The sequence below is a fragment of the Prevotella illustrans genome, from assembly GCF_017426725.1.
GTDB lineage: Bacteria > Bacteroidota > Bacteroidia > Bacteroidales > Bacteroidaceae > Prevotella > Prevotella illustrans.
Window position 1 is genome coordinate 55,852 of the sequence record NZ_JAERMS010000006.1, and the last position, 21,883, is coordinate 77,734.

Annotated in this window: 9 protein-coding genes and 1 pseudogene; 5 read left to right on the forward strand and 5 right to left on the reverse strand. The window is 53.1% G+C overall.

Features of this window, described 5'->3' with window-relative positions; genetic code table 11:
- Positions 1-7: 7 nt before the first annotated feature.
- Both JHU38_RS03555 and JHU38_RS03560 read left to right on the forward strand, forming a co-directional pair.
- Entirely contained in the window at positions 8-2,548 is a 2,541-nt protein-coding gene (locus JHU38_RS03555; protein WP_107581015.1) for a zinc-dependent metalloprotease, read from the forward strand.
- Positions 2,545-5,076: pseudogene (locus tag JHU38_RS03560) on the forward strand (zinc-dependent metalloprotease). The gene JHU38_RS03555 and the pseudogene JHU38_RS03560 overlap by 4 nt, the downstream one beginning before the upstream one ends.
- Before the next feature lie 131 nt (positions 5,077-5,207).
- On the opposite strand, the gene JHU38_RS03565 reads toward JHU38_RS03560, so the two are convergent.
- From JHU38_RS03565 to JHU38_RS03585, 5 genes are all read right to left on the reverse strand, one after another.
- Positions 5,208-7,574: a beta-glucosidase gene (locus JHU38_RS03565; protein ID WP_107581016.1), complete on the reverse strand. Its 2,367-nt coding sequence runs from the start codon at positions 7,572-7,574 to the stop codon at positions 5,208-5,210.
- A 128-nt stretch (positions 7,575-7,702) separates the two neighbouring features.
- Entirely contained in the window at positions 7,703-8,809 is a 1,107-nt protein-coding gene (locus JHU38_RS03570) for an alpha/beta hydrolase-fold protein (protein WP_107581017.1), read from the reverse strand.
- 3 nt (positions 8,810-8,812) lie between these two features.
- A complete protein-coding gene (locus JHU38_RS03575) occupies positions 8,813-11,131 on the reverse strand; it encodes a glycoside hydrolase family 3 N-terminal domain-containing protein (protein ID WP_369917235.1) in 2,319 nt (772 codons plus the stop codon).
- Between the two features lie 33 nt (positions 11,132-11,164).
- Positions 11,165-12,376 carry an esterase gene (locus tag JHU38_RS03580; RefSeq protein WP_107581018.1) on the reverse strand — a complete coding sequence of 404 codons (1,212 nt, stop codon included), beginning with the start codon at positions 12,374-12,376 and terminating at the stop codon, positions 11,165-11,167.
- A 515-nt stretch (positions 12,377-12,891) separates the two neighbouring features.
- Positions 12,892-16,872: a two-component regulator propeller domain-containing protein gene (locus JHU38_RS03585; protein ID WP_107581020.1), complete on the reverse strand. Its 3,981-nt coding sequence runs from the start codon at positions 16,870-16,872 to the stop codon at positions 12,892-12,894.
- Between JHU38_RS03585 and JHU38_RS03590 the strand changes: the two genes are divergently transcribed.
- The 3 genes from JHU38_RS03590 to JHU38_RS03600 are packed head-to-tail and all read left to right on the forward strand — an operon-like array spanning position 16,855 to position 21,876.
- Positions 16,855-17,085 carry a hypothetical protein gene (locus JHU38_RS03590; RefSeq protein ID WP_146156970.1) on the forward strand — a complete coding sequence of 77 codons (231 nt, stop codon included), beginning with the start codon at positions 16,855-16,857 and terminating at the stop codon, positions 17,083-17,085. The genes JHU38_RS03585 and JHU38_RS03590 overlap by 18 nt on opposite strands.
- Positions 17,082-18,740: a carboxylesterase/lipase family protein gene (locus JHU38_RS03595; RefSeq protein ID WP_107581021.1), complete on the forward strand. Its 1,659-nt coding sequence runs from the start codon at positions 17,082-17,084 to the stop codon at positions 18,738-18,740. The genes JHU38_RS03590 and JHU38_RS03595 overlap by 4 nt, the downstream gene beginning before the upstream one ends.
- A 58-nt stretch (positions 18,741-18,798) precedes the next feature.
- Positions 18,799-21,876: a SusC/RagA family TonB-linked outer membrane protein gene (locus JHU38_RS03600; RefSeq protein WP_107581022.1), complete on the forward strand. Its 3,078-nt coding sequence runs from the start codon at positions 18,799-18,801 to the stop codon at positions 21,874-21,876.
- Positions 21,877-21,883 lie beyond the last annotated feature (7 nt).

A 21,883-nucleotide genomic window follows, 5' to 3' on the forward strand; every position in this document is an offset into this window, starting at 1 on the left:
AACGAAAATGAACCTTTCATTTGCAAAATATGCTTTCGGGGGCGCGTTGGCGCTGCTCATGCTTCTGCAGACCTCTGTCGCAAGGGCCGACGACAAGCTCAAGACGCCCGCCAAACCGAAAAAGGAAACGAAGTACGACAAACTGTTTAAGGACAAGAAGACCGAGACGGCGCGCAGCAAATTCATCACCTTGCACAAGATGGACAACAAACTCTACTTCGAGTTGCCGCGCAAGCTTCTCAAGAAGCAAATGCTTTTGGGCGGAACAATAGCCTCGACTACCGACCCGTCGAATGTCACGGTGGGCGCACGCAACTTCAATCCCATCCTGTTCTACTTCGACATACAAGACAGTGCGGTGGTGATGAAGACCCCAAACAACGTTCTTTTCCAAGAGAACGCCACCTCGGCAAACTTGGAAGAGGCCCTGTCGCTGAACTATCGCGACGCCATTTGGCAGGGATTTAACATCCTGGCCTATAACAACGACAGCACATCGGTGGTGTTCGATGTCACGTCGCTGCTTGGCAAACCCACCAACCTGCTGCCCGTTATGCCCACGCATAATGGCAACTACACGCTGAAAGCAACACCCAAACCCGAGCTTTCGTTCATCCGCGGCATCAAGAGCTTCGACACCAACCTAACCGTTACAGACGACTTCACCTATACCATCGCCACTTCGTTGATGTCGATGCCCATCGGCGGAGAACGTCCGACGACGGTGGGAGTGAACTATAGCGTAACGCTCTTGCCGCAAAGTGTGATGCGCCCCCGCATCATGGACTCGCGCATCGGCGTGGACTTCTCCGTTCGCTTGGCCATTCCGCAAGAGGGAGAGAAAAGCCGGCGCATCTTTTATTCGCACCGGTGGAACCTCGTTCCCAAAGACAAGAAGGCATACGCAAAAGGAAAACTCTGCGAGCCTGTCGCCCCCATACGTTTCTACTTGGACGATGCCTTTCCCGAAACATGGAAACAACCCATCCGCGAAGGGCTCTTGCGTTGGAACAAGCCCTTCGAGAAGATAGGCTTCCGGCATGCCATCGAAGTGGTAGACTTTCCGAAGAAGCAGGATGATTTCGACCCCGACAACATCCGCTATTCGTGCATCCGCTACATACCTAACGGTTCTTCGGCCGAGCCGACAAGCGATGTCCGTGTCAATCCCAATACGGGAGAGATTATGAACGCCTCGATGTTCGTCTACTCAAACATAGAGACCCTGCTCCACAAATGGCGGTTCGTAGAGACGGCCGCTGTCGCCCCGTCGGTACGTTCCAACCGTCTGTCGGCCGAAAAGTTTGCCGAAGGTCTTTCAATGCTGGTAACGAGAGAGGCCGGCCACATGCTGGGGCTGCTGGACAACCTCGGGGCTTCTGCCACTTACCCCACCGACTCGCTTCGCAACGCCCGTTTCACAAACACCATGGGGCTGGCCCCTAGCGTGATGGACGACACGCACTACAACTACGTTGCGCAGCCTTCCGACCGCGGGGTGGCTATGTCGCACACGGGTTTAGGCATGTACGACTACTTCACCATCAACTGGAACTACCGCTATTTCGATACCGACCGCGTTTCGATGAACGAGGAGAAACAGACTTTGGAGGCCTTTGTCGACGGCAAAGTGAAAAGTCCCCGCCTCAGATATTACGCGAACCGCAACGCCCAATGGGACCCGCGCGTGCAAGCCGGAGCGTTGGGCAACGATGCCATCGCATCGGCCAACCTGGCCATCCGCAACCTGCGCGCGGTTGAAAGCGGCTTGTCGCGCTGGATAAAGAACGACGAAGACAGCCGCATGAAGGAAAAACTCTACCTCAGCATCGCACAATCTCATTATGCGCTTTTCAAGCAAGTGGTCAGCAATGTGGGCGGAATTTACCTCAACGACATGAAAGTTTCCTCGGGCATACCCCGCTATCAGGTAGTGCCCAAAGACCTGCAACGGCGTTCTTTGCTGTGGAGTCTCCGTCAGGCTGTCAACTTCACCCGATATGCCAACCGCCCTTTCGAGCGCAAAGGCTTTATGGCGGTGAGCTATTACGACCAGACGCTTGAGTTCATGGCCTACGACATCCTCGCCGCCCGCACACGTGTCGGCGTGTCTTCCTATCTTCTTCCTAGCGGCTATACGCAGAAAGAATACTTCGACGACGTGTACAAGGAGTTGTTCGCTAGTGTCGAACAGCTTCGTGTACCGTCGCAGGGCGAGCGAGTTTTGCAGCGCACTTTCGTCAATTACGCACAGGCGGCCGTATCCAAAGCAACGGGCAACGGCTCTTCTTCGGCTGCTTCACCGCGTTCGGCCCTGTCCGCCCCCACCGACAGCGCAACGCCGGGATTTGGAACGCCGGGAATGAGCCTCGCTCCGAGTGTGGATATCAACATCGCCGACAAGTCTGAGCTTTATTTCTACAACTGTTTGCTGAAGTTGCAGCCAGCCTTGCAGAAATGTTTGAAGGCCAACCTGCCCGCAGAAGCGCGGAGCCATTACGAAATGTTGCTCTTCAAGATTAACAAAACAATGGAGGTGAAGAAATGAAACACGGCGGTTTTCCATTCAACCAGGCATGCCGGTTCGCCGTCATAGCCCTCGTTTTGCTGGGCCATTCCTTGTCAAGTCCCGCGTTCCCCTTCTTCAAAAAGAAGAAAAAGAGCGTGCCCACAGTGAAGAAAGACGCTTACGAACGCGCGCTTTCCGACAACAAAACCTACTCGGCCAAAGGCCCTTTCATCTCGCTATATAAAACCGATGGGAAACTTCTCATCGAACTGCCGCCCGCTTCCTTGGGGCGCGATATGCTCATTGGGGCCACAGTCTCGTCGGTGTCGAGCCCGCAATTCGCCGAACTGGGAATGAAAAGTGGCTCGCTCGTACATGTACGCTTCGTGCAGAAAGACAGCTCCATAGTGATGCAAGCCATCAACAGCGAGATGGCCGACCCTCTTCCGTGCGGCGACGCACGCCAAACGGAAGTCACAAATTACGGCAACCTCGACTTCTTCTCCTTCCCCATCAAGGCACGCAACAAGGCAACGGGTGGTGTGCTTTTCGATGCCTCGTCGTTCTTTCTGAAAGAAAACCGCTACTTCCCCGTCATCGCCAAGGTTGCGGGACCTTATCGGGTGGACGCCGACTTGAAGCCCGACTGGTCGAGAATAACGGCACTCAAGTCGTTCCCTACAAACGCCTGCGTGAAGATGGAGCGCAATTACATCACCAACATGAGCGGCAACAGCGGGAAAGTGGCTGTGGCCAACCATCCCGTTTCCATCGGCGTAACCTTCACGCTGGCACTCTTGCCCGACAAGCCCATGACGCCGCGCCTTAGCGACACGCGCATTGGGATGTTCTTAACGCCCAAGTCGATTGTTAACGAAGGTCTGCTGGAGCGCGTTAGTTTTGTGAACCGCTGGCGGATAGAGCCCAAAGACACGGCAGCCTACTTTGCCGGTAAGCCCACCGAACCCGTCAAACCCATCGTTTATTATGTGGAGAATACGTTCTCCGAGCTTTGGAAAAGCGCCATCAAGGCTGGCATCCTGCGCTGGAACAAGGCGTTTGAACGTATCGGATTTAAGGACGTCATACAAGTGAAAGACTTCCCAACAGACGACCCGTCTTTCGATCCCGACAACTTTCTCTACTCCTGCGTGCGCTATCTGCCTGTGGCCGTGGAGAACGCCATGGGCCCTTCGTGGGTGGACCCGCGCACGGGAGAAATCGTAACGGTCACGGTCTTGGTCTACAACGACGTCATCAACACCATCAACAATTGGCGGTTTGTGCAGACGGCACAGCTCGACACGGCAGCCCGAACCACCTCCATGCCCGACAGCATCGTGTCGTCGACGCTCGAATACATCATCGCGCACGAGATAGGCCACACCCTCGGCTTTATGCACAACATGGCAGCTTCGGCCGCCATCCCCACCGATTCGCTCCGCTCCGCAAGCTTCACGCAGAAGTATGGCACAACGCCCTCCATCATGGACTATGCCCGCTTCAACTACGTGGCACAGCCCTCAGACAAAGGCGTGGCACTAACGCCGCCGTTCCTGGGTGTATACGACTATTACGCCTTGGAGTGGGCGTATCGCGTTTTCCCCAACTCCAAGGGGTATAAGGATGATGTGAAACCTTTGAACAGACTGATAGAAGCGCATGCCGGCGACCCTATGTACCGCTACGGACTGCAACAATCGGGCTTCAGATACGACCCCTCGGCCATCGAAGAAGACCTGGGCGACGACCCAATCAAGTCGAGCGACTACGGATTGAAGAACCTAAGCTATATTCTGAGCCACTTCGACAAGTGGATTCCCGATGGAGACGACGGCACGAGAAAGGCCGAACTTTACCGCCAGATGGTTTCGCAATCCTATGGCTACGTGCGCAACGTCTACGCCAACGTCAGCGGCATACGCCTCTATCAGACAACGGAGACGTCGGGCTTGCCGCGCTATCGGGTGGTGCCCAAGGCCCAACAGCGTGCCGCGGCCTTATGGATGCTCAATGAAGCACGCCGTTTCGGCAAACGCGGCGTAGCCGAAATAGAGAACCGCCTGCCCCAACTCAGCAACCATCCCTACAAGACATTGGCCAACGGCGTGTAAGAAATGGCACTCTCCGCCACGCCCCGCCTGGCATTGAGCTTCTACATGGACTCCACGTCTTACTCGCCTTTGGAATATTGCGAGGACATCTACCAAAACGTTTGGGCGAAAACCATCGCGGGTAACGAGGCGTTAGACGAAGACGACATCGCCCTCCAAAAGATTTATGTAGAGAAACTGAAGGCCAACATAGACGAGGTGAAGCAGGTGGGAAAGATGCGCGCACTGCAAGACACGCATGAGAACGTGTCGTTCCTGGGTTTCGGAAAGGGTTATGGCGAACCCGAAACGATGTGGACGGCCACCATCGACCGCACGTCGGAATATATCTTCCACTACGCGCTGAAACTCAAAAAGCTACTCGAAGAGCGCATCGCCACCACGCGTTCTAACGAAACCAAAGCCCACTACGTGTTGCTCTACGCCCGTGTTCAGAAATATCTGAACTCGTAGGAGCCTGGCGATACGATACGGAATACGAAATCCCCGGCGATTTTTTATCAATCGCCGGGGATTTTGTATTTTCACAAAGCATTGATACCAATCACTTGACATTTCACGGGGCGCATTCCTCATTCTCCACTTCACATTCTCTTCAATATATTGAATCGTTCCATGGGTCGCAGTACGCTGTGAACCTTGGTCTCTCGCGCCTTTACGTCGATCGGCAGCGTGGTCTTGATGTCGCGTGACGAAGCGCCGACGAGCAGTTGATACTTACCGGCGTCCACCCTCCAGACCGAGGTGTCGGCGTCGAACGAAGCCAGGTCGGCCGTCTTCACGGTCAGCGTAAGGGTTTCGGCCTCACCCGGTTTCAGGCTCTTGGTCTTGGCAAAGGCCTTGAGTTCCTTGGCCGGCTTGTTGAGTCGTTTACTGTCGGGAGCTGCCACATAGAGTTCTACAATCTCCTTACCATCGGCCTTGCCCACATTCTTTACGCTGACCGTCACATTAATGACGTCGTCCTTGGCATTTATCTTGGCGTCGGTATAGTCAAACTTGGTGTAGCTCAGACCGTAGCCGAAGGGATAGGACACGGCTTTATCAAAGCTATCGAAATAGCGATAGCCCACGTAGATGTCCTCTTCATAGTCGGTGTAGTCCACGTCTTTCTCGCCGTTGCCGGCCTTGCCCTGATTGGTAAGACTCAGATCGGGAGCTTTATCGATGGGGAAATTGCGTGAAGAATAGGCGTCGGCGAAGTTGACGGGCCATGTCATCGTGAGCTTGCCCGACGGTGAAACTTTGCCACTGAGGACGTCAGCCACCGAGTTACCGCTCTCCTGACCGGCCTGCCAGGCGCAGAGGATGGCGTCGGGCAGGTCTTTCCAAGAAGCCGTCTCAATGACGCCGCCTACATTGAGCAGCACAACGACCTTCTTGCCGACCTTATGATAGGCTTCACAAACCTGCGAGACGAGGCGTCGCTCTTCCGTAGAAAGGTTGAAATCGGCCATCTTGCGGTCGACAAACTCACCGCTGATGCGACCCAAGGTGACGATGGCCACATCGGAAAGTCTCGCCTGCCGCTCGAGTTGCCGTGCCTCCATACTCATTTCCACAGGCCGCGGTGTGGGCATGAACTTCGCCAGCATAGCCTTCTTCTTGTCTTTCTTCGCGGCAGCATTCTGTTGCTTCTCAATCTCCGCTTTCCGTTGAGTGATGTACTTGGCATATTGCTTATGCAAATCTTCATTCACCCGATAGCCCGCCTTCTTCAAGCCATCGAGCAACGACACCACGTAAGCATGGTTCACGTTGCCCGAACCGGTGCCGCCGGCAATGAAATCATAGCCGGTACAGCCGTAGAGCGCCACCTCGATATCGGTAGCCTTGGAAGCAAGGGGCAAGGTACTATCCTCATTTTTGAGCAACACCATTCCCTCGACGGCACTTTGCCGTGTTACGGCAGCGTGTCCTTGGAGGTCGGGTTTGTTGCTGGGTTGGTAGCCCTGATAACTTGGCGTCTTTTCGATGAGGTTCAGAATGCGGATGATATTGCGATCGAGGTCGGCTTCTTTCAGCCTACCGCTCTTCACACCATCGACAATCGACATGAACTGCTCGGCCTTGCCTGGTTGCAACATGTCGTTGCCGGCCCACACCTGCGCGGCTCCGTCCTTACCTCCGAACCAATCTGTCATGACAGTTCCCTCATACCCCCACTCGTCACGCAGAATGGTGGTAAGCAAGTCCTTACTCTCGGAGGTGTAGATACCGTTGATTTTGTTGTAAGAAGACATGACCGTCCAAGGGTGGGCTTCCTTCACCGCAATCTCAAATGGCTTGAGATAGATTTCGCGAATGGCACGCTGCGAAATGCGAGCGTCGTTATTCATGCGGTTGGTCTCCTGGTTGTTGAAAGCGAAGTGCTTGACACTGGTGCCCACGCCGTTGCTTTGAATGCCGCGAATATAGGCTGCCGCTATCTTTCCGGCCACCACGGGATCTTCGCTATAGTACTCGAAGTTACGGCCGTTGAGCGGATTGCGGTGGATGTTGACGGCAGGAGCCAGCAATACATCGACGCCATATTCTTTCACTTCCTCCCCCATGGCCTTACCCACTTCCTCCACAAGCTGCCGGTTCCAGGTAGATGCCAGTAGCGTACCGATGGGAAAATGGGTACAGAAGTAGGTTCTTTTGTCGCCCTTGCGATGGGCATCGACACGCAGTCCGGCCGGTCCGTCGGCCAGCACGATGGCCGGTATGCCCAGCGAGTCGAGCGGATAAGTAGTTCCGGCCGCGCCGGGCACGAGCGACTTCGTCGCGCCGATGACGGCATGATCGCCACTCATGCCTGGCATGCCCGTACCAATTACGAAATGAGCTTTGTCTTCCAGCGATAGCTTCCGGAGCACGTCTTGTTTGTCAATAGTCTTGTCCTGGGATGCGCACGACATGACAAGGGCCGTGGCCAAAGCAATGGGAAATAAGTCTTTTGTTTTCATTGGTCGTATCATTTTATGGAAATTTCACTAACAAGGCTACTACGGCTGCCATGAAAAACCTCATGAAAGCGCACCTGCAGCTTGCGAAAGGGGTGTTAAATGTACTTATTTATTATAACAGAACACGTTTATTTGAAAATACGCTGAGCCAATTGATAAAGGTTGTTGCGCCATGTGTACCAGGTGTGTCCTCCGGGGGCTTCGGTATATTCGTATTTGATACCGGCCTTGTCAAACAAACGGAGCATGGCCTTACCATTCCGATAGGCTATGTCTTCGGGGCCGCCCTGCGTGAAGACTAATTGGCGCACGCCCTTATTAAAGTTCCGACTGATGTTGTTGAGCTGCTGCTGATAATTGGCATAGGCTTGCTTGTTATTAGCAAACCAACCGGAACTTAACACCCAGAAATAGGCAAACTTATCGTAATCCTTCAGCATAGTCTCCAGCGTTTCCATGCCACCCATGGAAAGGCCGGCCATGGCACGATGGTCCTTATCGGCCATCACACGATAGTTGCTTTCGATGAAAGGGATGACGCTCTTCACCAAATCTTCCTCGAAGAGAGGAACCTCTCCTTCAAGGTCTTGGGTGGGAATACTGCCATTGGGCATGACCACAATCATGGGTTTTATCTTGTCTTCGGCCAGCAGGTTATCGAGAATGAAGCCTGCCGCCCCCACACCGGGCCATGCGTTGTCGGTATCACCACCGCCATGAATCAGGTAAAGGACAGGCAGCTTGTCAGTAGATTTCTCATATCCGGCTGGTGTCCATACATGCAGACGGCGTGTCATCTTGAGATTTTTCGATTCATAATAACGCCGGGCCACGGCACCATGTGGAACTTGCTTCATTGCGTAAAACTCCTTGCCGCTGCCGATGAAGGCCAAGGCTGATGTTTCTCCTGCCGTCGGCGACTTGGGATCGTACACGTTAACGCCATCCACCACGAAGTGGTAACGATAGACGCCGTCTTTCACCTCGGGCACCACTACCGACCATACACCGTTATCGGCCCGTCGCACGTCTAACTTCTTGCCCCACGGCATGATGTCGCCGCCTATTGAAACCGTCTTGGCTTCTGGCGCATAAATACTCAAAACAACGTTACCGTTGCCCAACGAGCGCACAGAGCGGAGCGTATCATTGGGTGTAGACGTACGTATCCACTGGGCTGACAATGGAAGAGTTGCCAGTGCCAGCATGCTTGTAATGAAGAATTTCCTGTTCATAGCTTAGCGATGAAGAAGATTAAGTTTAACGGTCGGCTTCATCACGTCGTTGACTTTGGTTTTCATACCGTCAACCTTGGCCGATAAAGCCTTCTCTATATGATTGGCAGAAGAGGCTATCAGGAAGTGATAAACACCTGCGTCGACTACCCATGCCGATTCTTTCTCGTTGAAAGAGGCCAGGTCGCGTGCCTCAACCTCAAGCTTCACGGTCTCACGTCGGCCGGGCTGAATCAAACCGGTTTTGGTATAATTCCTCAGTTCTTTGGCCGGTTTGCCGAGCCGTTTGTTTCTCGGGGCTGCCACAAAGAGCTCCACGACATTCCGGCCGGCCCTGTCGCCCATGTTCACTACGTCTACCGTGACTATGTATTTTTCTCCCTCTCTGTCTATTTTCGCGTTCTCATAGGCGAACGTCGTATAACTCAACCCATAGCCAAAGGGGTAGCTTACCGGTTTGTTGAAACTGTCGAAATAGCGGTACCCCACGTAGATATCCTCATCGTAATCGGTAAAGTCAATATTGGCTTTGGGTTCACGATCGGTATTCTGCTTGTCGTTGCCCCACATGTACATCGTGGCCAGGTCTTTCGTGTCTTTCACGTCTGCGGGGAAGTTGCGGTCGGAAGCGGCATCACCGTATTTGTTTTGGAAGGTGACGGGCAGACGACCCGACGGGTTTACCTTGCCCGAGAGGATGTCGGCAATACTGTTGCCCACCTGTTCGCCACTCTGCCAGGTACAGAGAAGACCGTCAACCAAACTTTTCCACGAAGCGGTCTCCACCGGACCGCATACATTGAGCAACACGACGACCTTCTTTCCGGCCTCGTGATAGGCCTCACTCACCTGTCTGATCATCGTCAGTTCCTTCTCATACAGGTTAAATTCGTCCCGCGTACGATCGGCGGCTTCTCCACTCTTTCGCCCAATGACGACCACGCCCACGTCGGTGTTGGCAGCCGTTTCGGCCACTTGCAGGTCGGTCATGACGATTTCCTCAGCCCGGTTGAGCGGACGGAGCGCGAACGATGGCAGGCCATTGGGATAAAGCCGCTTCTGCTCTGCGGCGACATGTTGCCTGTATTGGTCGAGCAATGGTTTGTAAACTGTCATACCGGCATTGCGCAATCCTTCCACCAATGACACGGTATAGCGACCCACCATCGTTCCGCCAAATCCCGTTCCGCCCGGAATAATCTCGTAACCGGTACTGCCGAAGAGGGCGACCTGGCAGCCGGAAGCCAAAGGAAGCGCGCCTTTATTTTCCAACAACACCATACCTTCCGCGCCTATGACACGGTCGTCAACGGCATGCTGCTTGAGATTAGGCTCGTTGGAATAGGGATAGTTCGCGAAACTATGACTCCTTACGACAAACCGCAGAATACGTTCTACGTTGCGGTCGAGCACTGCCATGGGGAGTCTGCCGTTCTTGGCGTCTTCCATCAACTTGTCGAACTGGCGGTCCTGCCCCGGTTGCAGCATATCGTTACCGGCCAACATCGAAAGTGTAGCGTCTTTGCCGGCATTCCAGTCTGACACGACAAGACCGTCGAAGCCCCATTCCTTGCGCAGAATTGTCTCGGTCAGGTCGCCATCTTCGCACGTAAGCCTACCATTAATACTGTTGTAAGCCGTCATCACCGTCCAAGGATTACCCAACCGCACAGCCAGTTCAAACCCTCTAAGATACAGTTCACGCAGCGCGCGCCGACTCATCCTGCTATCGTTGGCATTACGGTTAGTCTCCTGACTGTTGGCCGCGAAATGCTTGACGCAAGCCGCCGTACCCTCACTCTGTATGCCTTTCACGTAATAGGCGGCTATCGTTCCCGAGAGATAAGGGTCTTCCGAGTAGTATTCGTGGTTACGCCCACACAGCACATTGCGCATCAGGTTCATGCTGGGAGCCAGAATCCAGTCGAGTCCATACTCTTTCGTCTCGTTGCCGATACCCTTTCCCACCAGATAAGCAGCCTGCTTATCCCACGTGGATGCCAAGGCGATACTCGTCATATAGTCCGTGCAGTAGTAGTCGCGACTGTCATAGTCGCGATGGGCGCTCATGCGAAGTCCTTGATTGCTGTCGGCACAATAGGTAGAAGGTATGCCTAAGCGAGGAATGGCATAAGTGCTGCCGGCCGTTCCGGGGAACTTCACTTCACGCCCAAAGCCCATCCCGCAGCCTAAAACCAGGTGACACTTCTCTTCCAGCGTCATCTCTTTCACCACTTGCTCGATATTGTCGCTACGCAAGCGGGGCTGTGATACTGCCTTTGCGCCGTGCCCACACAATAAGGCCACGACACAGATCATCATGTTACTTATCTTCATAATCTAACTTTTGTATGATTATTTAAACAATTGAGGAACAAATTCACTTAGATAGATACGCCAGTTGCGCCAGACATGACCGCCTTCGGTTTCCAAATAAGTGTACTTATAGCCCTTGGAATCCAGGTAATCACGGAGATCCTTGTTGCTCTTGTAAAGGAAATCGGTCTTTCCCATGCCTATCCAGAACAGTTTCGGGCGCTTGGCGAACAGCCGATCTATTTTCCGATTGCGGTCCTCGTAGATGGATTGAATACCGCCTTGCTGTCCTCGGTCGACCGCTGCGGAGAATAGACCTACGTAATCAAAGGTGTCAGGATTGTTGATAGAGATGAACAAGGAGTGGAAACCGCCCATGGAAAGACCGGCAATGGCACGGTGGCCCTTGTCTTTCTCCACACGATAGGTATTTTCCACAAACTTGATGATGTCGGGAAAAGCCTGTTCGAAGTGCCCGTCCATCGTCTTGGGCAACATCATGCTGGGCACCTTGAAGCCTTCCGACGTTTCACCCGGGCATGCTTCCTGCGAGATATTGCCATTGGTCATGACCACAATCATAGGCTTTGCCTTACCTTGCGCTATCAGATTATCCATGATTTGAGCTGCCCGCCCCAGTTCACTCCACGCGTTTTCGTCACCGCCAATACCATGCAGCAGATAAAGTACGGGGTATTTCTCTGCTCCGGTCTCATAACCGGCGGGCGTATAAACCGTGCAACGACGGAGCAGCCCGGCCGTCGGACTGTCATACCATACCTTCGAAACGGTGCCATGGGGTACCTTGCTCACCTGATAAAGACCATCCTTGCCGCCGTCAATCATGAAAACGTTGAAGACGCTCGTAATGTCACGGATAGAATAAACGTTCAGAGGATCAGTTACCTGCACGCCATCCACTATTATATTATAGGTGTAAAGCTCTGGCGAAAGCGCGGTAGAAGTGAACGACCATACGCCTTTGGCGTCCTTCGTCATGTCCGCCACGCCCGGAGCGTCGTACGCTCCATTCGGTGTCTGCGTCTTCCGTGTCGGCAGGAAGTCGCCTGTCACCTGCACCTTTTGGGCCTCCGGAGCCAACAGTCGGAAGGTAACGGTATTGTCTTGATTCACTTGCGGCGACACCAACCGGTTCTGTCCCCACGTGAGCGCTTGCTGCGCCCATGACGCCAGGCTGACCTGTGCTAAGAAAATAAAAGTTAGAAACCTGATAAATTCAATTCGTCTCATGTCAATAGATTGTTTTGATAACAACCGCAAAGTTATAGCTTTGCGCCCATTTGCCCTTTTACAGGAATTCTTTTCTGTTTTTCATTTGTTCAAAACCACTTTCGATATTGTTCAAATGTTTTAGAAAAGATGCGACAAGCGTCAAGAAACAAGAGTGTTTTTTAACACTTCCAAACTCCTTCATCCAGAAGACAATAAGCCTGTTTTCAGACAATGAAAGACCGAAAGGGGGCCTCTCGGCCGGTGAAAGCAGTGCTTCTGTAAGGCGAAAGCTATCCTTTTGCACGCTCAAAAGGCTGCTTTGAGCCCCTGAAAACACGACGAAAATGGTCAAAATACAGGGTTATCGGGGCAAAAAAGAAGAAGAAATGGGAAATAGGAAATGAGAAGTCACTGATAGACAGCAATTTATGAAAAAAGAAAATAATCGGCGTTTTTCGAATCAAACGCCGGTCATTTTGAAATAACGCAGCCATCAGCGACTTGCTGTAAAGATTTTTCTGAATTTCCGCCGCTTATTTATATTCGCTGGGCGTCACGCCAAATTGACGCTTAAAGGCCGTCGAAAAGTAGGAAAGCGAGCTGAATCCCGTCATGTCGGATATTTCCGATATGTTGTAAGTCCCCTCGCGCAGCAATTCCGCCGCACGGTTGAGCTTGTAGGTACGGAAGAAAACGGCCGGTTTCTCGCCCGTAAGCCCCTTCATCTTATAATAGAACTTGGTGCGCGACATGTGCATCATCTCCGTGACACGGGTGATATCGATATCCGAATTGGAGAGTTCGGACTCCATCACTTCGTAGAGCTCTTTCATGAAACGCCGATCTTGCGGGGCCAGCGCCTCCTCGACGTCGGTGCCGGTCTGTGTCGACCGGTTGAGCAGGGCGTGTATTTTCTTTCGGTTTTGCAGCTGCGACTTGATAAGTGCCAACAGCAGTTTGGGCTCGAAGGGCTTCGTGACATAGGCATCGGCTCCCGTGTCGAGCCCCTCTATCTGATCCTCGACCGTCGTCTTGGCCGTGACGAGCACCACAGGAATGTGGCACAGCTGCGCATCGGTCTTCACCCGTCGGCAAAACTCGTAGCCGTCCATGCCCGGCATGACCACGTCGCTCAGCACGAGGCTGGGATTTTCCTCCCCCAAAGCCTTGAACGCGCTCTCCGCGTCGAAGCGATAGATAATGCGATAGTGGGGTGACAATAGCGTTTGCAGATAGTTCACCACGTCCGTATCGTCATCTACCACCAGTATCTGCGCCTTTTCGTCACCCGCGTCGTCGACAATAACAGGCCGCCGAGCGTCGATGGGATAGCGCTTCTCCTGCACTTCGGTCTGCACCTTGCGCTCGTCCTCGGTATATGCCCGGTCGTCCACGGGCAACAACAGTGTGAAGACGGCACCGTGCCCGCCGTCTCGATTGCCGGCCGTCAGGCTGCCGTGGTGCAGCTGAGCCAGCTTTCGGGCATAATAGAGTCCGATGCCGGTACCCCAGTTGAGTGTGCCGGTGGCTTGGTTGTCAAGTTGATAGAAGCGCCGGAAGATGTTTTCGAGTTCTCCGGAGGGAATACCCTTACCCGTATCGGCCACGACAATCTTCACAAAACCGTCGTCCACATCGAGTGTCACGTCGATTTGTCCGCCTTGGGGCGTGAATTTCATGGCGTTGGAGAGTAGGTTGCTCACGATTTTATCGAGCTTGTCGGCGTCCACCCACGTCAGCAGACAGTCGTCAAGACCATGTTTCTGCATATTGATTCCTTTCTCATGAGCATTGAAGAGAAAGATGTCGCAAATGCGGTTCATCAGCGCCGTGACGTCCATCCGTCTCACATTGAGTTTCAGCGCATCCTGATCGAGCTTACTGAAGTCCATCACCTGGTTGACCAGCCGCAGCATACGCTGAATACTGTGTCGGACGATGAGTAGCAGGTGGCGGTCGTCGTCCTTCAGACCGGCACTTTCGCCGAGCATGTCAATGGGCCCCGCGATCATCGTGAGCGGTGTACGAAACTCGTGAGAGATATTGGCAAAGAAACTCATGTTCATCCTATTGACTCGCTGTTCCTGCTCCTTCTCCATCTTCTCCTGCCGCACAGCCCGCTTGTCGGCCTCGATGCGACGGCGTATTCGGAGCGTGAAGCGCAGGATGACGGCCGCCAGAACAATATAGACGAGCCAGGCCCACCACGAGTTGAGCGGCATGGGAGCGACATGGATTTCGATGGCATTCTCGGAAATGGGCTTTTCGCGGTCGTTGTTGGCCACCTTCACACGAAACGTATAACGGCCGGCGGGCAGGTTAGCGTAGGACGCCTCGTGGCTGGTGCCTGCGTCGTTCCAGTAACTGTCTATGCCTTCGAGCTTGTAGAAATAATGTACGCGCTCGTATTCGCTGTAGTCGATGGCCGCGTAGGATATGGAAAAACTGTTCTGATCGTGGCTCAGACGAATCTCGGGGTTGTTGTCCATGCTCTTGTCGATACACTCGTCGGAGTAGGCATGCACTTGCCGATTGTGTACCTTCAGCGTCTCAAACACCAAAGGCAGGTTGCGGCGGGTAGTGATGTCGATGGGATTGAAGGTGGTAATACCGTGAGTACCGCCGAAGACGAGCGTCCCATCGGCCAGCCGGCAGGCCGCACGGTCGTAGAACTGATTGCCACCAATACCGTCAGAGACGTAGAACTGCGTCACTTTGTTGACGGTACGATCGTATTTGTTGAGTCCGTACATGGTACTGACCCACAGATTGCCCTGGTTATCCTCAATGATAGCGGCCACGTCCGAGCAGGATATACCGTCGATAGCGTCGAGCTGGCGGGTCCGAGGATTGTAGCGGAGCAGACCATTGCTGTCGGTACCTATCCAGATAAGCCCTTCCATGTCCTGATACAAGTCAGTGGGAATGAATGTCGGACGGCGCATACACTTTTTCATATCCTCCCTGTCAATGGGAAAATCGGTTACGGCCATATCGTCCGGACAGATAGCCTTGATGTCGCCCATGAAACCGGCCACGAGCACACGGCCGTCGCTCTGGGTCAAAATGGCGGGCGAGAATAAGGCCGTGCCGACAGTCAGTCGGTCGAAAGCTGCGCTGCCGGAGTCGTATCGCGTAACCCGATTGCCCAGACCGACGCTCCACACGTCGCCGTGACCATCCTGTGTCATGTCAAGCTGCAGCCCACCTGGATATTCGCGGACGACACTGACCGAACTACCATTGACCTTACACTTCAAGACGCCCTTGCCGGTGGTAATCCAAAGATTGTCCTGACGGTCGGCGAAAAGGAAGTAGGGACTGTCATCGTGCAGGGAAAGAAGGTTCACGGGACTTGCTTTCTTGGTCTGAATATCGTAATGAACGAGTCCGCTGTGTTTGGCCAACACCCACAGATGGCGCTGACCGTCGGTGGCCAAGGACAGTACGGGCTGCTGACCGATGTAGTCGTGCAGATGACTGTTGCTATTGAAGAGTTTGTGATCGCGGTAGTTGACGATATACCCTTCGTCTGTCGACCCCATCCAAAGGTTGTCGCGTGAGTCGCGAAACATACAAGTGGGCCAGAACCGGCCTACCTTGACAGGAAAATCGGGGCTATCCGGAGCTATCAGCGTGTCTTTCCTCCTATGATACAGATACGTCTTGCCCGCCCCGGTCGATATCAGAATGCCGGCGACGTCGTAGGGATAGACGCAGAGCGTACGGCTACGACTGATGTCAATGTTGGTCCGCAATACAGAGGGCAACTGCTCCAGACGGCGGGCGCGAGTGTTGTAGAGAGCGATTCCCTGGCGGAGACAAAGCCAGAGGATGCCGGAGTCGTCGAGATAGTGGACGTTGGAGTCGGAACTGTAGAACGACAGCCTTTCGAAAGCAATGTTGCGAAAGTCGCCGTCGAAGCCGTAAAGTCCGCTTTCGGCGGCCACCCATAGGTTGTCGTTCTTATCAATGACAAGCCGCATGAAAGCGCCTTTCACCCGATTGGCGTCGATGACCATCTCAAAACACTGCCTTTCAGCATTGAAAACCATCACGCCGCACGAGTTACATATAAAAATGCGGCCACGGCTGTCCTGCGCCAGGTTGTTGCAGTTGCCGGCCTCGCCTCCGAAAGGTATCCGGACGAAGTTGTCTTGGTCGGTACGACGACATACGCCGTTGAGACAAGCCACCCACAACCGATTCTGACGATCGACCAACAGGTCGCGAACCTGATTGTCGGGTAGCCCCATGCTGTCGTCGTTGCAGAAATATTGCTGATACTGATGACCGTCAAACTTGTTGAGTCCACGGAAAGTTGCTATCCAGACGTGACCTTTGCCATCTTCCGCAAAGGCGTTGATATGGTGGTTGGAGATGTTATCAGCTATCAGGGGATTGCGTTTCTTTTTCCTGTCGTCTTGCTGGTGTTGGCTGCGACAGGCATACAACAAAGTTAAAAAACACACGAAAAACAGAGAATCGCGAAAGCTGTGAGAAGAGATTTTCATGCTGATGATGGATTATATAAAGTCAAAGGTAAGCATATTTCAGACAAATCGCTTGCCGCGGAGCATGTTTTGAACAAATCGACAAATCTTTGTACACCTGCGAAAGTCAAGATGAATAAAAACGAAAATGAAAAGAATGCGGGTGCAAGCCCCGGAGCTTTAATCACGCTAACTTTGCCGACAAGAAATAAACCATCAATCTCCTTCTTATGAAAACCAAAGTAATTATTTTTGCGGCACTGGCCGTGTTGCCCTGTCTATGTGCCTGCAACCGCCTTGCAAAAGAAAGACGGTTCGCCGCCGACTGCATGAACGAAGAAGTAGTTGCCGACTCAACGACCGTTGTCGCTACCGTGAAACAAGGCAGACTGGCAGGCTATCGGACCGCAGGCGTCAACATATTCAAAGGCATTCCTTATGCCAAGGCTCGGCGCTTTATGGCACCCGAGGCGCCTGATGTCTGGACGGGCATACGCAGTTGCAGGGCTTATGGTCCCACGTGCCCGCAGGCTATACGCACAGGATGGCAAAGTGACGAGGCCGCCTTCGCTTTCAACTGGAACGACGGACATGCCGGAGAGGACTGTCTGCGGCTGAATATATGGACACGCGGACTGGGCGACCACAAGAAGCGCCCCGTCATGGTTTGGCTGCATGGCGGTGGTTTTGCCGCCGGCTCGGGGCAGGAATTGCCCGCATACGACGGTACGAATCTCGCTCGGGAGGGCGACGTGGTTGTCGTAACGGTCAATCATCGACTCAACGTGTTAGGTTTTCTCGACCTGTCGGCGTTCGGTGAGAAGTACGGAAAGTCGGGAAACGCCGGGCTGCTTGACCTCGTCGAATCGCTACGATGGATAAAAGATAATATCCGGAGCTTCGGAGGCGACCCTGACAACGTGACTATCTTCGGACAGTCGGGCGGCGGCGGTAAGGTTTCGACATTACTGGCAATGCCTGCGGCCAAAGGACTGTTTCACAAAGCCATCATTGAAAGCGGATCGCAACTGAAGTGTATGGATCGGGAATACTCGCGTAGAATAGGTATTGACGTGGTAAAGAAACTGGAACTCAACGCATCGAATATCGGCCGCATTGCCGAAATTCCCTACGAAAGGCTTCTCGCCGCCGGAGAAGAGGCAATAAAGGAAGAGAAAGCCGAAGCCTTGAAAAGAGGATGGAAAGGCTTCATCTTCGGCTGGGGCCCTGTCGTTGACGGCGACATACTGCCTCAGCACCCGTTCTCGCCCGCTGCTCCCGCACAGAGCAAGGACATACCTATTATTATAGGAACGACACTGAATGAATTCTGTGCCAGCGCTTATGTGCCGGCGTTGCGCAACTTACCGGAAGAAGCCGTCATGAAACAGGTGAGACAACGCTACGGCAATCTCACCGACGATTACCTAAAAGCATTTGGCGAAGCCTATCCCGGCTATAAACCCAACGATCTGCTGGATATCGATTTGACATTCCGCCCGATGGCGATAGAACAGGCACGGCTGAAGGAGGCACAACACGGAGCGCCAGTCTACATGTATCTCTTTACGTGGCAGTCGCCCGCCATGAACGGTATTTGGCGTGCCACTCACTGCATGGAAATTCCGTTCGTGTTCGATAACACGGCATTGCAAGCCGGAATGACCGGCAACGGCTTACAGGCACGGGCTTTGGCCAAGAAAATGAGTCGGGCCTGGATCAACTTTGCCAAGACAGGGAAACCCACGGCACATGATCTTCCCGCCTGGGAGCCCTATACCGGCACGAAGGGAGCAACCCTTTTGTTTGACAACACCTGCGCGATGCGCTACAACCACGATACAAAACTCATCAAGATTGCGCGTCAGTGTCCGCAAAAGCCAAAGTAAGCCATGCTTTTGATTATCTTACATACCATTTTATTAATACTTCTATCCGCTTATTTTTATGGAACAATCTAAAAAATGTAGGTTTCCGGCCCTGCTGCTATTCTTGATAATGAGCACGACCGGCATGTTAGCCCAAGGTAATTTTAAGGTTACGGGCAAAGTTGTCGACACAGACAATGAGCCGATGATAGGCGTCAGTGTCGTCGAAAAGGGGACGAACAACGGCACTATCACGGACCTGGACGGAAATTATACACTCAACACACGCAAAGGTGCCGTCATTGAGTTTTCTTATGTCGGCTTTCTGACGAAGGCGTTGACCGCCAACAATGGTACTATGAACGTCAAAATGGCGGAAGACGCCAAAACGCTCGATGACGTTGTCGTGGTCGGTTACGGCGTACAAAAGAAAAGCAACGTAACGGGAGCTATCTCAAAAGTAAAAGATGAGGATGTAGCCAACCGCACGCTGACCAGTGCCGAAGAGGCGCTGCAAGGCAAGACTTCCGGCGTTCAGGTCGTAACGACTTCGGGAATGCCCGGTTCTGTTCCCTCAATTCGTGTCCGCGGTTATTCGTCCAATTCAGACATGTCACCTCTATATGTGGTGGACGGCATCATCATGGGTGATATCAGCAGCATCGACATCAACGACATCGCTTCCATGGAAGTACTCAAAGACGCGGCCAGTGCGGCCATTTACGGTGCCCAGGCCGGTAATGGTGTCGTTTTGATAACGACCAAGAGCGGCATAAGGAGTAGCGACAATTGGGGACACGTCAGCTATGACTTTCAATATTCCAGCAACTCGCTGGCTCACAAGCCCAAAATGATGAATGCCAGAGAGTATGCCGAATTTATGGTTGAAGCGGGAAGTTTCTCTCAAGCGACGGTAGACGCGTTTTGGGACGGCAAGACCAATACAGACTGGCTCGGTGAAGTGTATGAGCCTACGACGATGCTGAAACACAATCTCTCTTTTTCGAATGCCGGCGATCGCGGCTCCATATATGTCTCAGCCGGTTATCTAACCAACGACGGCATGCTGAAAGGTAATTCCGACACGTTCTCTCGCTTGAACGGACAGATAAAAGTAGACTATAAAATCAAGCCTTGGCTGAAAATAATGGGTAACGCCAACCTCAGCAAAAGCAAGATGCGCGGTGTCGTCTCAGAGGCATTAAACGACGCTTTCCTTATGGATCCGCTCACCCCCGTTTCGTATTCGCCTGACAATCTTCCTTCAAGCATGAAGGCATTGATTGACAGTGGCAAAAACATCATGCGCGACGGAAAAGGCAACTACTACTCCGTATCCAACTTCTACACCTTCTCCAATCCGTTGGCTTATAATGCCTCGAATGTCCAAAACCGCCGTTTTAACCGCGTGAACGGCAACTTCGCCTTGGAATTCACACCCGTGAAAGGACTCGTCTTTACAAGTAAGTTCGGCTACTTTCTCAGTTCCGGTAACAGCACGCAGTACAGTTATCCTTATTACGCCAGCGCGCAGCGTTACGCCTTACAGTCCAGCTTCTCGCAGACCAACCGCGACGGCACCGATTATCAGTGGGACAACTACTTGAATTATGTGCTTAACATCGACCGTAGGCACGACATCACCGCTATGGTCGGTCACTCCTTCACCCGAAACACGTCGACCTTTACTACCGGTGGCCTACAGGCTGACAAGAACAGCGGAGAGGGAGTTTTGATGAAAGACGATCCCTCACTCTTCGGATGGCTCGATTTTGCCAGCGCCTCAGCCCAAAGGACCAACGGCGGCGTACGCGCCGTCAATACAAGCGAGTCGTATTTCGGCCGCGTTACCTATGGCTACGACAACAAATACCTCTTCCAGTTCTCGCTCCGTGCCGACGCTTTCGACCTCTCCAAACTTCCCATGACCAACCGCTGGGGATATTTTCCGGCAACCTCCTTGGCCTGGGTGGCCTCGCAGGAAAACTTCTGGAAGCGTATACCGGCGTGGTTCGAGTATCTGAAAATACGCGTCAGCTGGGGCAAGAACGGCTCCATCGGCGCTCTGAATAATTATCTTTACGCCACGACAATGGCCGGCGGCAACAAGTATGCCTTCGGAGATGACACCAATCCGCAGTACGTTACCGGCTCCGTTCCCACCTCCATGGGTAACGATAAACTCACCTGGGAAACTTCGACGCAGTTCGACCTGGGTCTGGACGCCCGCTTCTTCAAGGGACGTCTGTCTCTCACCGTAGACTGGTACTCCAAGAAGACCGACGATTTGCTTGTCACCGGTCTCAAGCCTTCATTGATTGCGGGAGGAACTTTCTCGCCAATGAACGCGGGGGCCGTATCCAACAAAGGACTTGAAGTAGAACTTGGATGGCGCGATCATGTAGGTAAGCTCAGGTATGGAGTGCGCGGCAATTTCTCTACGCTGAAAAATAAGGTGACTTATCTGAGCAAGGGAATCGACTATATCTCCGGTTATACTCGTCTGAACGACCCGTTGACAATCTTTGAGGAAGGCTCCGAGGTATGGCATTTCTACGGTTATAAATTCAAGGGTGTCGATCCTGCCAACGGCGAGCCTATGTTTGAAGACCTTACTAACGACGGCCAGATTACGACAGAAGACCGTACCAATATCGGTTCGGCCATCCCTACCGTCACCTACGGTATTACGCTCGACGCTTCATGGAAAGGTTTCGACGCGATTATCTTCGGCTCGGGCGTAGCCGGCAACGACATTTACCAGAGCTTGTTCTCCTCCGATCGCACCAGCGGAAACCGCATCAAGAGCGAATGGTATGACGACCGCTGGACTCCGACAAACACAACAGCGACACGGCCGGCCGCCAATGCCAACATCTCGAAATACACCCTCTCCAGCGCCATGGTCAAAGACGGCTCTTATTTCAAGATCAAACAAATTCAGCTGGGCTACACCTTACCAAAGAATCTCACCAAGAAGGCTTTCGTAGACAACCTTCGCCTGTACGTTTCGTTGGAAGACTTCTTTACCTTTACCAAGTATTCGGGCTTCGACCCTGAAGCAAGTTCAGCCGGTACAGGCCCGGGGCAGGGCGTAGACGTTTGCACTTACCCTGTGTCCAAGAAAGTAGTTCTTGGCGTAAACCTAACATTCTAAAAGACAT

Excerpts from the sequence above, each read along its gene's own strand:
- JHU38_RS03555 (WP_107581015.1), top strand. The coding sequence starts at position 8 with ATGAACCTTTCATTTGCAAAATATGCTTTCGGGGGCGCGTTGGCGCTG.
- JHU38_RS03565 (WP_107581016.1), bottom strand. The coding sequence starts at position 7,574 with ATGAAAACAAAAGACTTATTTCCCATTGCTTTGGCCACGGCCCTTGTC.
- JHU38_RS03570 (WP_107581017.1), bottom strand. The coding sequence starts at position 8,809 with ATGAACAGGAAATTCTTCATTACAAGCATGCTGGCACTGGCAACTCTT.
- JHU38_RS03575 (WP_369917235.1), bottom strand. The coding sequence starts at position 11,131 with ATGATGATCTGTGTCGTGGCCTTATTGTGTGGGCACGGCGCAAAGGCA.
- JHU38_RS03580 (WP_107581018.1), bottom strand. The coding sequence starts at position 12,376 with ATGAGACGAATTGAATTTATCAGGTTTCTAACTTTTATTTTCTTAGCA.
- JHU38_RS03585 (WP_107581020.1), bottom strand. The coding sequence starts at position 16,872 with ATGAAAATCTCTTCTCACAGCTTTCGCGATTCTCTGTTTTTCGTGTGT.
- JHU38_RS03595 (WP_107581021.1), top strand. The coding sequence starts at position 17,082 with ATGAAAACCAAAGTAATTATTTTTGCGGCACTGGCCGTGTTGCCCTGT.
- JHU38_RS03600 (WP_107581022.1), top strand. The coding sequence starts at position 18,799 with ATGGAACAATCTAAAAAATGTAGGTTTCCGGCCCTGCTGCTATTCTTG.